This is a genomic window from Arthrobacter sp. AZCC_0090, assembly GCF_014207375.1.
Lineage (GTDB): Bacteria > Actinomycetota > Actinomycetes > Actinomycetales > Micrococcaceae > Arthrobacter.
In genome coordinates, this window is sequence record NZ_JACHEE010000005.1 from 128451 (window position 1) to 143540 (window position 15090).

The 15090-nt window shown below is 65.1% G+C and carries 13 protein-coding genes; 2 read left to right on the top strand and 11 right to left on the bottom strand.

The genetic code is table 11. The features are described from left to right. Positions 1–31: 31 nt before the first annotated feature. From HNP00_RS09815 to HNP00_RS09855, 9 genes are all read right to left on the bottom strand, one after another. Positions 32–1072 (bottom strand): LLM class flavin-dependent oxidoreductase, encoded by a 1041-nt coding sequence (locus tag HNP00_RS09815; protein ID WP_184738458.1) that lies wholly within the window; start codon positions 1070–1072, stop codon positions 32–34. A 35-nt stretch (positions 1073–1107) separates the two neighbouring features. Next, on the bottom strand, positions 1108–2082 hold the full coding sequence (locus HNP00_RS09820) for an ABC transporter permease (RefSeq protein ID WP_184738460.1): 975 nt from the start codon (positions 2080–2082) through the stop codon (positions 1108–1110). Next, entirely contained in the window at positions 2072–2809 is a 738-nt protein-coding gene (locus tag HNP00_RS09825) for an ABC transporter ATP-binding protein (protein ID WP_184738462.1), read from the bottom strand. The genes HNP00_RS09820 and HNP00_RS09825 overlap by 11 nt, the downstream gene beginning before the upstream one ends. Before the next feature lie 159 nt (positions 2810–2968). After that, positions 2969–4132, bottom strand: a complete 1164-nt coding sequence (locus HNP00_RS09830; protein ID WP_184738464.1) for an ABC transporter substrate-binding protein — start codon at positions 4130–4132, stop codon at positions 2969–2971. Positions 4133–4412: 280 nt separating this feature from the next. Then, complete coding sequence (locus HNP00_RS09835; RefSeq protein ID WP_184738466.1) at positions 4413–5825, bottom strand: sulfate adenylyltransferase subunit 1; 1413 nt, start codon at positions 5823–5825, stop codon at positions 4413–4415. Further along, on the bottom strand, positions 5825–6811 hold the full coding sequence (gene cysD / locus HNP00_RS09840; protein WP_184738468.1) for a sulfate adenylyltransferase subunit CysD: 987 nt from the start codon (positions 6809–6811) through the stop codon (positions 5825–5827). The genes HNP00_RS09835 and cysD overlap by 1 nt, the downstream gene beginning before the upstream one ends. Continuing rightward, positions 6808–7524, bottom strand: coding sequence for a phosphoadenylyl-sulfate reductase (locus HNP00_RS09845; protein ID WP_184738470.1), 717 nt, complete (start codon positions 7522–7524; stop codon positions 6808–6810). Before HNP00_RS09845 ends, cysD begins: the two co-directional genes overlap by 4 nt. Further along, positions 7521–9266: a nitrite/sulfite reductase gene (locus HNP00_RS09850; RefSeq protein ID WP_184738472.1), complete on the bottom strand. Its 1746-nt coding sequence runs from the start codon at positions 9264–9266 to the stop codon at positions 7521–7523. Before HNP00_RS09850 ends, HNP00_RS09845 begins: the two co-directional genes overlap by 4 nt. Before the next feature lie 133 nt (positions 9267–9399). After that, a complete protein-coding gene (locus HNP00_RS09855) occupies positions 9400–10098 on the bottom strand; it encodes a sirohydrochlorin chelatase (RefSeq protein WP_184738474.1) in 699 nt (232 codons plus the stop codon). Positions 10099–10161: 63 nt separating this feature from the next. Between HNP00_RS09855 and HNP00_RS09860 the strand changes: the two genes are divergently transcribed. After that, positions 10162–10833: a trimeric intracellular cation channel family protein gene (locus tag HNP00_RS09860; RefSeq protein ID WP_260404883.1), complete on the top strand. Its 672-nt coding sequence runs from the start codon at positions 10162–10164 to the stop codon at positions 10831–10833. A gap of 13 nt (positions 10834–10846) precedes the next feature. Further along, positions 10847–11269 carry a hypothetical protein gene (locus tag HNP00_RS09865; RefSeq protein WP_184738478.1) on the top strand — a complete coding sequence of 141 codons (423 nt, stop codon included), beginning with the start codon at positions 10847–10849 and terminating at the stop codon, positions 11267–11269. Positions 11270–12611: 1342 nt separating this feature from the next. On the opposite strand, the gene HNP00_RS09870 is transcribed toward HNP00_RS09865, so the two are convergent. After that, a complete protein-coding gene (locus HNP00_RS09870; protein ID WP_184738480.1) occupies positions 12612–13715 on the bottom strand; it encodes a polyprenyl synthetase family protein in 1104 nt (367 codons plus the stop codon). 9 nt (positions 13716–13724) lie between these two features. Next, the gene (locus tag HNP00_RS09875; protein WP_184738482.1) at positions 13725–15068 is read right to left on the bottom strand and encodes a geranylgeranyl reductase family protein; all 1344 of its coding nucleotides are present in this window, start codon (positions 15066–15068) and stop codon (positions 13725–13727) included. Between the last annotated feature and the right edge of the window lie 22 nt (positions 15069–15090).

A 15090-nucleotide genomic window follows, 5' to 3' on the forward strand; every position in this document is an offset into this window, starting at 1 on the left:
ACCAGTTCACGCTAGGTAACCCTGCGTCACATTACGCTCGCGCTGCGGGCGCTTCCCAGCCGATCGCCGGGGCCACGTATTTGGCGATGTTTCCCAGCAGCTTGACGTTGTAGTCCACCCCGAGTTGGTTGGGCACGGTGACCAGCACGGTGTCGGCGGCCTGGACCGCGGCGTCCTTCGCGAGTTCCTCCGCCAAGGTATCGGGCGCACCGACGTAGCTCTTCCCGAAACGCGACAGGGCGCCGTCGAGCATGCCCACTTGGTCGCGGTTTTCCACCTGCGCGCGGAGCCCGAAATAGTGTTCGTCCTCGGCGTCCACCACGGGAATGATGCTGCGGCTGACCGAAACGCGCGGTTCGAAACCGTGCCCGGCGGCGGCCCAGGCTTCCCGGAACATGGCGATCTGCTCCGCCTGGAGCTGGTCGAAGGGGACCCCGGTATCCTCGGTGAGCAGGGTGGAGCTCATGAGGTTCATGCCTTGTTCCGCGGCCCAGACGGCGGTCTTGCGCGTGCCAGCACCCCACCAGATGCGCCGCGGCAGCCCCGGCGATGTCGGTTGGATCGGCAGGAGGCCGCGTCCGCCGCCCATGAAGGAGGGATCGGCTTCGGCCACGCCGTGTCCTGCGATGGCGTGGCGGAACACGGCGGTGTGGCGGCGGGCCATGGCCGCGTCGTCCTCACCCTCGGCAGGCTCATAGCCGAAGTACCGCGCGCCGTGCACCGCCGGCTCGGGTGAACCACGGCTGATGCCCAACTGCAGCCTGCCTTGGCTGATGAGGTCCGTGGCCGCTGCTTCCTCGGCCATGTACAGAGGGTTCTCATAGCGCATGTCAATCACGCCGGTTCCCATCTCGATCCGGCTGGTCCGGGCCGCGATGGCGGCCAACAAGGGGAACGGCGAGGCCTGCTGGCGTGCAAAGTGGTGCACGCGGAAGAAGGCTCCGTTGATACCGAGCTCCTCCGCCGCGACGGCCAAGTCGATCCCCTGGAGCAAGGCGTCGCCTGCCGAAGGAGTGCGCGAGCCTTGGACGGGCCCCCAATGGCCGAAGGAGAGAAAACCGATTCGTTTCATGCCCGCATCAACCACGGGGCGGTCCGGGGAATTCCTTAGCGCGTGCTCCCCGCCAGCAGGCCACGGCGAAGCAGGAGGCGGCGCTCAATCGGCGCGAACACCAGCAGTTCGATCAGGATGCCCACGAACAGGATAGCCAGGATCGCGGACATGACCGTGGCCATGTCGGACAGGGTGCGGCCCTGGTCCAGGAGCGAACCGAGCCCGAAGCCAATGGTTCCGCCCACCGCGATGATTTCGGCGGCCATGAGCGAACGCCACGAGAAAGCCCAGCCCTGCTTGAGCCCGCCGAGGTAGCCGGGAAGAGCCGCCGGCAGGACAATCTGCAAGGCCATCTGGATCCGGGATGCTCCGAGGACTTTGCCCACGCTGCGGTATTGCGGCGGAATCTGGTCGACGCCGGAAATCAGACCGTTGATGATGGAGGGGATGGCGCCCATCAGGACGACGAAATACACAGTCCCGTCCGAGAGTCCGAACCAGATAATGGCGGCGGGAACCCAAGCCACGGACGGCAGTACCTGGAGTCCGGAGATGAGTGGGCCAAAGGCGCGGCGCAGCGGTTGCACCTGTGCGAGGAGCAGGCCCAGCGGAGTGGCCACGGCAACGCTAATGAGGAACCCGATGACGCCGCGCTGAAGCGAGGTCCAGACGGCTTCCTGGGCTTTGCCTTCGGCCCAAAGAGCACCGAACTGGCCCAAGACATCAAGCGGGCCGGGAACCTGGTCTCGGCGTTTGAAACCGAGGGAGACGTAAAACTGCCACGCCAGGATGAGCACCAGGAGCGCCGCGATCGGGAGGATGATCCGGGTCCAGTCGATGCGCGCCTTGCGGTGTGCGTCCGACTGCAGCTTGTCCAAGCCGGCCTCGAGGTCCCGGAGTTCGTCCGGGTTTCCCTTCAGGGACGGCGAGGTGATGTGGCGGGACTGCGGGGCTGCTTCTGTTGCGGCCTCAGCGGCGTTCTCCGCAGTCTCTCCCGCGACGAGTCGCGTTTCTTGTTCAATTGGCATGGCGGCGGATCTCCTCGCGCAGGCGGCGGGTAATGGTTCCGGTCAGTTCCCCGGCACGGCCGGCGTCGGTCCGATGTTCCTCGGTGACGTTCCATTCGGCCACAACCCGTCCCGGACGGGAGGACAGCAGGAGTACCCGCTGCCCGAGCCGGACGGCTTCGCGCACGTTGTGGGTCACGAACACGATGGTGCGGCCCGTCTCCTTCCAGATCCGCTCCAGCTCGTCGTGGAGAAGGTCGCGGGTGATGGCATCGAGCGCGGCAAACGGTTCGTCCATGAGCAGCAGTTGCCGGTCCTGGGCCAAAGCGCGGGCCAGTGCGACGCGCTGCCGCATGCCGCCGGAGAGCTCGTGCGGGCGTTTGTCCCCCGCACCACCCAAGTGGACGAGGTCCAACAGTTCGCCTGCACGGGCAGCACGCGACGCTTTGCTGGTGCGGCCGGACTTGTCGGCGAGTTTCAGCGCGAGTTCGATGTTGCCCCGGGCCGTGAGCCACGGAAACAAGGCAGAGTCCTGGAACATGAAGGCGGCGCCGTCGCTGGGCACCTCCAGAGCGCCCGACGTCGGCTGGTCCAGTCCCGCAAGGATGTTCAGCAGGGTGGATTTACCGCAGCCGGACGCGCCGAGCAGGGCGACGAACTCGCCTTGCTCGATGGTGGCGTTGACGTCGTCCAGCACCGGGGCGCCGTCGCCGAAGCGTTTACCCAGGTGTTCCAGTACGACTGGCATGGTCCCGTCCTTCGTTTGTTGCTTCGTTGTTGAATGTGCACCCAACTGATCCCCGCCGCCACCCTCGCCTCGCAAGCTCGGCGAGGGAACCCTGGCGGCGTGGGCCCAGGCAGTTGTTGTCGCTATGAGCGATCAAAACGACAACAACTGCCAGTCAATTCAGTCTTGGCCCAGTCCTGAGGCCGACGTCTTCTGTCCGGTGACGCTGTTGAGCGCGCGGAGGTCGAAGATCCCGTTGATGTCGGCCGGTTTGGTGATGCCGGCGTCAACCCCGTCCTGGAGAAGTTTCTTGTAGGTTCCGGCCAGCGGATCCACGGTGAAGGTGATGTTCTTCAGCGAGCGGTCGATGACGTCGGCCGGGAGCGTGCTGCCTGCGGTCGCCTTCAGTGCGGCGTTGATTGCGGTTGCCTTATCCCCGGCCGAGGCGGTGTTGAGCCACTTGACGGAGGCCTCGTGGCCCTGGAGCAGGGCTGTCACCGTCTCGGGGTGCTCGGCGGCGAACTTCTTGCTGACGATCAGGATGGTGGTGGGGAACTGGCCCTTCTCCCACAGGTCCTTCTCGTCCACCAAGACCTTGCCGCCAGCCTGGAGCACCAACCGTGAGGCCCACGGCTCGGGCAGCCACGCTCCGTCGAGCTTTCCGTCTTGAAAGAGCTTGAGGGTCTGGGCGTTTTCCGTCGGGTTGATGGCGACGTCGCCTCCGCCGTTCGGGTTGGTCTTCAGGCCCTGCTTGGCAAGCCAGGCGCGCAGCGCCACGTCCTGGGTGCCGCCGAGCTGCGGTGTGGCGAGGGTCTTGCCCTTGAGGTCCGCGGCGCTGTTGATACCGGGTTTGACCACCAGCTGGGCTCCGCCCGAGGCGGCACCGGCGATGATGCTGATGGATGCCCCCTTGCTCTGGACGAAGGAGTTGATGGCGGGGTTGGGGCCAATGTACGTGGCGTCGATCGCGCCGGCATTGAGGGCCTCGATGGCGGCCGGTCCGGCGTTGAACACCTGGGTGGTGAGCTTCGTACTGCCCAGCTTGTTGGCAATGATGCCCTTGCTGATGCCCACCAAGGCCGGGGCGTGGGTGACATTGCCGAAGTAGCCGAGCTTGAGCTCAGTGGCAGGCGACGTCGAGGCCGCGGCCACCGCAGGCTGGGTTTCGTTGTTCTTCGCGACCACCGATGCGACGGCGGCGCCGGCACCGATCAGCAGGACGACGCCGGCGGCGATGCCGATCTCAAGCGTGCGGCGGCGCTTGGGCTTGGTGCTCTCGCCGGCGACGATGCGGGTGGTTCCCGGGTTCGAGGCGGGCGGCGTGGGTTCTGGGGTCTTTGACATGGGGAATCCTTGGGATGCGTTGCGGAAGGGGCAGGGCGGGTTGTCAGGCCCTGCGACATCGCCCATAGTGGGCAGGCAAGGACCAATCCGAAGAGGTCATGGATTCACCATAGGGACTGTCATATTTGCCGTTCAATGACCCGGAAACCCGGGGTCACGCAGGTTCATGCGGCGTCACAATTGGGGGCGTCTCCAGCACAAAAAACCGCAGCTTGTTTCCCATCCCGGGCCTTGAAGGCGGGGTCTGGGAAACAAGCTGCGGTTCCAGTGACCAGCAACGTCAGATGACGTAACGTTCGTCCTCGTGGTCGCCCGGGTGGTCCTTCACCAAACCGGCGGCCAACGTGTTGCCGTCCACGGGATCGATCACCAGGAACGCGCCCGTGCGGCGGTGGTGCAAGTAGTTCTCCAACGGCAGCGGAGCGGCCAGCCGAAGCTGGGCGTTCCCGATGTCGTTCAGCTCGAGGCTGGAGGCAGCCTCCACGTTGAACGTGGCCAGGTCCAGCTTGCCCGTCACATTGCGCACGAGCGCCTGGACCGTGCGGGTCCCGTGCTTCACGAGCACCTTGGCACCTTCACGCAACGGCTTGGGCGAGAGCCAGCACAGCGCCGCGTACAGATCGGCCGAGCTCTCTCGCACCGTCCCCGCTGCGGCAATGGTGTCACCGCGGGCGATGTCGATTTCATCGGCCAGGCGAATCGCCACGGACTGCGGAGCCGTGGCCTCGGCCAGCTCGCTGCCAGCGAAGTCGATCCCCGTCACCGTGGTGATCCGGGGCTCATGGCCCGGGCTCAGGACGGTGACCTTGTCGCCGAGCTTCACGGTCCCTTCCGTGATCTGGCCGGCGTAGGCACGGTAATCGCGGTACGCCCCGACGTCGAGCCCTGAGGCGATGGCATCGGGAGCCAGCGCGCCCTGCGGGCGGATGACCAGCTGGACCGGGAAGCGGAAGCTCTCCAGGTGGCTTTCGAGCTCGTCGGCGGCCGGAAGGGTTTCCAGGACTTCGAGCAGTGCCGGGCCGCTGTACCACGGCGTACGGTCCGAGCGGTCCACCACGTTGTCGCCATCGAGCGCCGACACCGGAATGACCACGAGATCGGCAATTCCATCGGCGCCCAAGCCAAGCTCACGGGCAACCTTCTGCACGTCAGTCTCGATCTCGCGGAAGACCGACTCGCTGAAGTCCACGAGGTCGATCTTGTTCACAGCGACGATCACGTGCGCCACGCGCAGCAACTGCAGCACGGACAAGTGCCGGCGGGTCTGCTCAAGGACTCCCTTGCGGGCGTCAATGAGTACGACGACGGCGTCCGCAGTGGACGCGCCGGTCACCGTGTTCTTGGTGTACTGCACGTGACCGGGGCAGTCCGCCAGGATGAAGCTGCGGCGGTCGGTGGCGAAGTAGCGGTAGGCGACGTCGATGGTGATGCCCTGTTCCCGCTCGGCACGAAGGCCGTCGGTCAGGAGGGCGAGGTCGATCGCCTGGCTGCCGGTTGCACCGGCTCCGCCGAAGCCACGGTCCGCCGAAGTGCGGGCGACGGCGTCGAGCTGGTCGGCAAGGATCGCCTTGGAATCGTGCAGCAGGCGGCCCACCAGGGTGGACTTGCCGTCGTCGACGGATCCAGCCGTGGCGAAGCGGAACAACGTGGATTCGCGCAGCCCGGTCTCCAGGAGTGAAGTCTCAGTGCTCATTAGAAGTAGCCGTCCTTCTTGCGGTCTTCCATGGCTGCCTCGGAGATGCGGTCATCTGCGCGGGTGGCGCCACGTTCGGTGAGGGTGGATGCGGCAACTTCGACAACGACGTCGGCAACCGTGCGGGCGTCGGAAAGGACGGCGCCGGTGCAGGACATGTCGCCTACGGTGCGGTAACGCACGAGTTTCGTCAACACTTCCTCGTCTGGTTTCGGCATGGAAACCTCACCGACTGCGCGCCACATGCCATCGCGTTCGTAGACCTCGCGCTCGTGGGCGTAGTACAAGCCGGGCAGCTCAATGCCTTCGCGCTCGATGTAGCGCCACACGTCCAGCTCGGTCCAGTTGCTAATGGGGAACGCGCGGACGTGCTGGCCCACGGTGTGGCGGCCGTTGTAGAGGTTCCACAATTCGGGGCGCTGGTTGCGGGGATCCCACTGGCCGAACTCGTCGCGCAGGCTCAGGATGCGTTCCTTGGCACGGGCCTTGTCCTCGTCGCGGCGGCCGCCGCCGAAGACGGCATCGAACTTGTTGCGCTGGATGGCATCCAGGAGCGGCACGGTCTGCAGCGGGTTGCGGGTGCCGTCGGCACGCTCGGCAAGTTCGCCTCGGTCGATGAACTCCTGCACGGAGCCCACCACGAGCTTCAAACCCAGGCGCTCCACCGTGCGGTCACGGAAGTCGATGACCTCGGGGAAATTGTGGCCGGTGTCCACGTGCAGGACCGGGAACGGAACCTTGCCCGGCCAGAAGGCCTTGGTAGCTAGGTGCAGCATCACCACGGAGTCCTTGCCGCCGGAGAACAGCAGCGCGGGCTTCTCAAACTCGGCAACAACCTCGCGGATGATGTGAATGGCTTCGGACTCAAGGGTGTCGAGGGAGGAAAGGCGCTCCGCCGCCACGCGCTGGGCGGCAACCGGCGTCTCAGCAAGGTCCTTTTCCAGCACTGACAGCTCCGTGTCCTCGTTGGTGATTTGGGTACTCATACGTGTAGTCCGCATTCTGTCTTGTCGGTTCCTGCCCAGCGGCCGGAGCGGGGATCCGCTCCCGGGGCCACTTTCCTGGTGCAGGGCTGGCATCCGATGGACGGGTAGCCCTGGCTCAGGAGGGGGTTGACGGGAAGGATGTTGTCTTCGGAGTACTGGACCAACTGGTCAAAGCTCCAGTCCGCCATCGGGTTGACCTTGACCAGACCGTTGGCCTCATCCCACGTGATCAGCGGCGTGTTGGTCCGGGTAGGGGCTTCGTCGCGACGAACGCCGGTGAACCACACTTCGTAGCCGGCGAGGGTCCGGCGCAGCGGCTGGACCTTGCGGAGCGCGCAGCACTGGGCCGCGTCCCGGGCGAACAGGTCCTTGCCGAGAAGGCGGTCCTGCTGTTCCACGGTGTTTTCCGGGAGCACGTCCACGATGTTCACACGCAGGTTCGCGGCGACCTCATCCCGGGTAGCGTGGGTTTCCGGGAAGTGGTAGCCGGTCTCCAGGAAGAGAACGTCGACGCCGGGAAACTGGTCCGCCACGAGGGCGGGCAGAACGGCATCGGCCATCGAGCAGGCCACAGCGACGGCGGGCAGTTCAAAGTTGCGGGCCACCCAGGCGATGACGTCGCGGGCCGGCGCGTTCCAACCGAGCTCGCCCGCGCCGGCTTCGGCGAGGGCCTTCAGTTCATCGTGGGAGCGAAGGTTGACGGTGGATGTCACTGGAGATCTCCTTCATCAGCGGAGTGTGCCCATTCAGCGAAGGTCTGGCCTTCGGCGCGGTCGGCCACGAACTTCCGGACCACCCGCTCCACGTAATCGGGCAGGTCCTCGACGTAAACCTTGAGGCCACGCACGGTGCGTCCGAGGCCTGCTTCTTCGCGGTTGGAAGAAGCCAGCCCGCCGCCCAAGTGGACCTGGAAGCCGGGGGTGGGATCGCCGTCGGGCGTTGGCAGCATCATGCCCTTGAGCCCGATGTCCGCAGTCTGGATGCGAGCGCAGGAGTTCGGGCAACCGTTGATGTGGAGGGACAGTGCCTGGGGCAGCTGGCCGCTGTCCGCGAGGTCCGCAAGGCGGCGTTCCAGCTCAGCAACGGCAGTAGCTGCGGTGACCTTGGTTTCCACAATGGCCAGCTTGCAGAACTCGATGCCTGTGCAGGCGATGGTGCCGCGGCGGAACACGGACGGGCGGGCGGAGAGGCCCAGGGTATCCAATTCGGCGACGAGAGGCTCCACCTGCTCTTTGGCAACGTCCAGCACAACAATCTTCTGGTGCGGGGTGGTGCGCAGGCGCTGCGAGCCGTGGGCTTCCAGGGTGTCCGCCAGCTTCACGAGCTGGCTACCGGACAAGCGACCGGCCAGCGGCGTGGCGCCGATGAAGAACTTGCCGTCCTTCTGCTCGTGGATGCCAACGTGGTCGCCTGGAGTTGAAGGCTTGGGGGCAGCGGGGCCGTCGGAAAGCTTGAAGCCGAGATATTCGTCTTCCAGGATCTGGCGGAACTTCTCCGGCCCCCAGTCGGCCAGGAGGAACTTCAGGCGGGCCTTGGTGCGCATGCGGCGGTAGCCGTAGTCGCGGAAGATGCTGGTGACGCCGAGCCACACTTCGGCGGCTTCCTCAGGCTTCACGAACGCGCCGAGTCTCTTGGCCAGCATGGGGTTCGTGGACAGCGCGCCGCCCACCCAGAGGTCATAGCCAACGCCGAGTTCGGGGTGGACCATGCCCACCAAGCCGAAGTCGTTGATCTCGTGGACAACGTCCTGCGAGGGGTGGCCGGTGATGGCGGTCTTGTATTTGCGCGGCAGGTTGGCAAGCTCGGGGTCGCCGATGAAGCGCTCCGCGAGTTCGTTGATCAGCGGCGTCGGATCGATGATCTCGTCCTTGGCGATGCCGGCAACCGGGGAGCCCAGGATGACACGCGGGACGTCGCCGCAAGCCTCGGTGGTCGATAGGCCGACGGCTTCGAGGCGGCGCCAGATCTCCGGCACGTCCTCCACGCGGATCCAGTGCAGCTGGATGTTCTGGCGGTCGGTCAGGTCCGCGCTGCCGCGGGCGAAGTCCACGGAAATCTGGCCGATGACGCGTAGCTGCTCGGTGGTGAGCGCACCGCCGTCGATCCTCACGCGCAGCATGAAGTACTTGTCCTCGAGCTCGTGCGGCTCAAGCGTGGCGGTCTTGCCGCCGTCGATACCGGGCTTGCGCTGGGTGTAGAGGCCCCACCAGCGGAAGCGGCCGTGCAAGTCCGTGCCGTCGATCGAGTCGAAGCCGTGCTTGGAGTAGACAGACTCGATACGCTCACGGACGTTCAGCCCGTTGTCTTCCTGCTTCCAGGTCTCGTTGGCGTTGAGCGGCGCGGTGCCGTCGACTTTCCACTGGCCGTGGGGTTTCGCGGCAGGACGGGCGGTGCGGGCCGGGCGCTTGGGTGCAGCCTCGTCCGCAGACGCTCCGGCTAGAGCTGTATCAGTCATGCATCGACTGTAGGGCTGGCCGGAGAGGCGTAACAAAGGGTCCGGAAACGAAGAGTCACCTAGGGAAACATTTCGTCACGAACCGCCGAGGGGCCTTGTCCACCTGGCCGCGCTGTGCATTCCGAAGAACAGCTCAGGAGCGCGCGGCAACCACCGCGTCGTAGCGTTCCAGGGCGATCTCCGCGAGGACCGGAGAGGGCAGCAGCGGTGCCGTCACCACGTCGGCCCCGGCCTCGGACAGCTGGTCGTGGAAGTAGCCCGTGGCGAGCAGGTACGAGGACACAATGACCCGGCCGCCGTCTTCGGTGACTTCGGCGCGCAGGGCCGCAACACCGTCGGGCACGTTCGGTTCGGCACTGGCGCCATAGGCGACGCGCACCTTGTTCGGCAGCAGCTCGGCGAGCTGGCGCGCCTGCTCTTCCGAATCGACGGAACCGTCCGGCAGGGACGAGCCCGCGGCGGCGAGGAGGACGCCGTCGTCGTCGTTCAATCCCGTGTCCCGCAGCCGCGCAGCCAGCAGTTCGGCGAGCCGCGGATCCGGCCCCAGCGGCGGTGCCGCGGACACCTCGGGCCGGCCCTTGATCGCCTTGGGGATGTCCACCTTGACGTGGTAGCCGGTGCTGAGCAGCAAGGGAACGACGACGGCGGGCGTACCTTCCGGAAGGCCCGCCACCACGCCGCCCAACTCAGGCTCCTGGACGTCCACGTAGGCCTCAACAACGGTCAGGCCAGGCCGGAGGGCCTCGATTTCGGCGATGACCTGGCGGATGGCGGCCTGCCCCTCGACGTTCCGGGTTCCGTGGGCGCACGCGATCAAGACGGGGCTGTTCATGGGTGCAAGCGTAACGTTGGGCACGCATGATCTCCCGACTGTGAACGAAGAATGGAGCCGCATTTGTTCACTTTTGACCTCGCGCTGGTGTGGCTTGACCTGGCCGGCGTCTTCTTTTTCGCGGTGTCCGGATCATTGCTGGCGGCGAAGAAGCAGTTCGACATCATCGGCTCGCTTCTTTTGGCCTCGCTCGTGGCCCTGGGCGGCGGTGTTATCCGCGACATCATCATCAACGCCGGGCCGCCCGCGGCGTTCACCAACCCGGTCTATCTGCTGCCGCCGCTGTTAGCCGCGATGCTGGTGTACTTCCTGTTCTCGAGCATCCAACGCTTTACTTCCCTCTTGACCCTGTTCGACGCCGGCGGCCTGGCCTTGTTTTGCATCACGGGGACACTCAAGGCGCTAGCTGCTGGGATGAATCCGGTGGCTGCAATCCTGTTGGGCGTCACCACGGCCGTGGGCGGTGGCCTGCTTCGAGACATCACGGCCAACGAAATCCCTACCCTCTTCAACGCCCGGGATCTTTACGCCTTGCCGGCCATCACTGGCGCGGCATTGACGGCGTTGCTCTGGAATATGGGAGCCTTCAACGGGCTGACGGCAGCCTTGATTGCCGTCTTGGTTTTCGGGTTCCGGGTGGTGGCTTGGCGCCGCGGTTGGCGGGTGCCCTTGGCGGTCCGCGGATGGCATCGCGCTGGGGTCTCATCGGGCGCCGATTCACGTGTCCGCGATTAGCTAGGATGGGAGCATGACTGACATGTTCCTCGAGAAGTTCCGCGCGCTTGTACCGAAGTATCTCGAGGACGAATGGCAGGAAGAAGACGGCCTGACGGCCTCTGAACTGGATGAGGCCCTGTCCGCACACTCGTTCACCATTCCCATGGTCTTGCGTGAGTTCTACCTCGCGATCGGCGGCTGCGAAGACCTCATGGAGGCCTACCACTACTTCTGGGACCCCGAGGAACTCGAAGTGGACGACGAAGGCTTCCTCATGTTCCTCGAGGACGAGGAAGAACAGTTCACCTGGGGCTTCCGCGTGGGCGACCTCGGCGTCCCGGATCCGATCGTTTGGCGCCGCAATAACGCCCGCGGCCAGTGGAAGTCCGAAGAAGGCACGTTCTCCGAGTTCGTGTTCGACATGTTCGACTGGGCTTTCAGCGACGAAGACTAGGGTTGCTTCACGGGGCCGGAGCTTTCCTGACCCTGTTTGAATTTCGAAGGGCCGCGACACGCCTTGTTCAGGGTGTGTCGCGGCTTTTTTCGCGCCAAAGAAGGTCAGTACGGCGCGCTGTCCGTTGGATCACGGTCTGGATTACGACGCCGGCACCCACCCAGGCCAGTAACGCGCCGGGGCGAAGTGGCCGACTTCCCGGTGCCGCAATACGGCCAAGACCTCGTTGACCATCTCTTCAGGACGGTGGACCACGTCCTCGTAGTAATAGCGCAACGCCAAGAGCCCACCCCCCCATGCTGGCGTTGTCGCGGTATCGATCCTTCTTGACCTGCCGCGGCTCCAAATGCGTACGGCCGTCGAGTTCCACCACAAGACACTCGTTGATCAAGCAGTCCACCTCACCCACGCCAGCCAATTCCACATGCATTCGGACCCGGAGTCCCGCCCGGACGAAATGCGTATGTGCTAGCACCTCGAGCAAAGAATCGGCCCTGGGTAACGCGAGATCCAATACGGCCCGGGCTGCTCCGTTGCGATTGCCTTGCAGTTTCTTCTTGAGGAACTCAGCAGTGATCAATCCCCGGCTTACCGCCGATTGGAGCATCACCAACGATTCCAGTTCCGGCAGGCATCTCAGGGCGTGGACGAGGACATCAGCCAGTCCGGCCACGGGAGGTATGGATGCCTCGGGTGGGCACACCGTGAGTGGTCCACCACACCGTCCCGCGCAAGACCACTACCGCAGCTTAGATGGAGGGCTTCGGTTTTTCGAACACTTCTTGGCCCTTGCAATTGCCACAAATTGTAGAAACGACCAGCCGAAACACAGGTCAAGACGCCATTCGCCTGGAACGCGGCAACGATGTCCGGATCGGAGCCCTCGATCGTGTAGACACCTCGTTTGAGCAAGCTCAGTGACCCATTGTGGACCCCATTTGTCAACGCTGATTTGGAGGGTCAGGACGGAACGCGATGGCCAACGCAAAACCCGGAAAATCTCTTGACCGATAAAGTTGCACCCGTGACAAACCTGTCATATGCTGTAACCGGATTCACTAAATGCCTCCGGTGAGTCTGATGCGAACGGAGATTATGGTCCCGGTTCGTTGCAGCGCGTGACTCGTAGCGTTGCAAGGAACCGGGGCCATTGCATTTAAGTGCGTCCCCGCCCAACTAGCTAACAGTTGTTGCTGTTATGACGGGTCAAAACGACAACAACGGCGTGGGCCCACGCCGCCAGGGTTCCCTGGCCGTGGGGCCCCACCGGCGAGGGCCCCTGCCTGAGCTTGCGAAGGCTGGGAGCCGGTGGGGACTTGCGAGGCGAGGGTGGCGGTGGGGACTAGCTGGCGCGCTCCACCACGGCGTGGGCGAAGTTCGTGAGCGATTCCTTGACCACGCCTTCGGGCAGCGGCTTCAAGGCCTCGATGGCTTCCGCGGACCACTGACGCGCAATGACCCACGATTCGGCGGTGACGGGATGCTCACGCAGCCCGGCGACAGCCAGCGCCAGCGCCTCATCGGAGGACAAGTCGCCGTCCACCAGCTTCAAGAGTTCGACGGCGGAGTGGTCGCCATTGTCGGCGGCCTTGCGGAGCAGCAAAACGGGCAGGGTCGGCACGCCTTCGCGGAGGTCAGTCCCCGGGGATTTGCCCGACTTGACCTTGACGCCGGTGACGTCAATGACATCGTCGGCCAGTTGGAAGGCCACGCCCACCTTCTCGCCGTATTCCACCAGCACGTCCTCGAAAGCCTCGTCCGCACCCGCGAAGATGGCACCGAGTTGTCCGGAGGCAGCAACCAGGGATCCGGTCTTGTCGGCGATGACGGAGAGGTAGTGCTCTACGGCGTCTTCGCCTTCACGCGGGCCTACGGTTTCGTGCAATTGGCCAAGGCACAGGCGTTCGAAGGTGCGGGCCTGGATTCCCAAGGCACGCGAGCCGAGCTCGGACACCAGGATCGAGGCTCGGGCGAAGATCAGGTCGCCGGTGAGGATTGCCACCGAGTTGCCCCAGACTTCATGGGCTGTGGGGGCGCCGCGGCGGAAGGGAGCGGAGTCCATCACGTCGTCGTGATAGAGCGTCGCGAGGTGCGTCAGTTCAACCACGACGGCGGCTTGGACCACTTCCGGGCGGGAGGCGTCGCCGAGGTGGGCACACAGGAGAGTCAACAGCGGGCGGATGCGCTTGCCGCCGGCTTCCACCAGGTGACGCGACGTTGCGTCAGCCAGTGGATCCGAGTTGGCGATTGCTTCGCGGAGCTTCTTTTCCACGCGGGCAAGGTTGGTGGTGATGGCAGGACCCAGTTCCACATCCTTGGCGATCGCCGCAAAACCGGCAGGAAGCTGCAGGCCCGTGGCGATCGCGGTGGTGGTGGGAGCGGGTTCGACAGTGTCCGGCAGGCCGTGCCCGGCGTGCGTCCAACTGTGTTCGGCAGAGTGAGTCACGGGTTAACCCTAACTTTTCGCGGTGGAAAGCGTTGATTCGGTGCCGGCGCGGGTTGATGCGGCGGTGGACGTGGTGTTGGAGGTGGCCGGGACCAGCATCTCGAGAACGCGGATGACGCGATCCTCGAAACCCTTGGCGGAGGCATCCGTGAGGTTGGCGAGCATCCTCACCACCAAGCGCATCAGCACCGGAACGGGCATGCCGGTTCGCAGTGCGAGTTTCATGACGGCGGGCTTGCCAATGAGCGCCGCAAAGATGCGTCCCAGGGTGAAGTGTGAACCCCATTGGTCCCGCACGTAGTCCGCGTAGCGAGAAAGGTGCACGTCGGCGTCGTCGTGCGTCCATCCCGCGGAACGGGAGCGCGAGGACGCGTCAATGATGAACTCGGCCGCAAAGCGGGCGGACTCCATGGCGTAGGAGATGCCCTCGCCGTTGAACGGAGAAACCATGCCGCCAGCGTCCCCCAGGAGCATGAGCCCCGGCGAGTAGTGCGGGGTGCGATTGAAGCCCATAGGCAGGGCGGCGCCGCGGATCTCCCCCACCTGGTTTTCGGGCGTGTAGCCCCACTCGGAGGGCATTCCGGCGGTCCACTCGCGCAGGACTTGTTTGTAGTCGAGCTTGCCGAATTCCTTGGAGGAGTTCAGGATTCCGAGGCCAACGTTGGACGTGCCATCCCCGACGCCGAACACCCAACCGTAGCCGGGCAGCGGTTTGCCGGACTTGCCGGGGAGCTCAAGCCAGCCTTCCATCCAGTCGTCGTCGTGGCGGGGCGAACTGAAGTAGGTGCGGACGGCGACACCGAGCGGGCGGTCGTCGCGCTTGTGCATACCGAGCGAAACGGCCGTGCGGGTGGAGTTTCCGTCTGCGGCGAGGACGACGTCGGCATGGAAGTCGCGCGTTTCGCCCGTCTTTCGTCCGGACTCGTCGAGGAGTGCGGCCCGTGCGCCGATGACCCGCCCGGCGTCGTCGCGCAGGGCTTCGGTGACACTGTGGCGTTCAAGCACGACGGCGCCCGACTCCTGCGCGTGCCGGGCCAGCTCTTCGTCGAATCCGAGGCGGGTGCGGATGAGCCCGTACGTGGGAAAATCGGCGACCTCGGGCCAGGGCAGCTCAATGGTGCGGCCACCGGCGATCAGGCGGAGCCCCTTGTTGCGGCGCCAGCCCTCGTCTTCGGCGTGCCGGAGGCCGAGTTTCTGGATTTCGCGGACCGCCCGCGGAGTGAGGCCGTCGCCGCAGACCTTTTCGCGAGGAAAGCTGGTCTTTTCCAGCACCGTGACGGCAATGCCAGCCTGGGCAAGGTAGTACGCGGCGGTGGACCCGGCTGGTCCTGCGCCGACAATGAGTACGTTCACAGCGTCCTTGTTAATGAGCCGG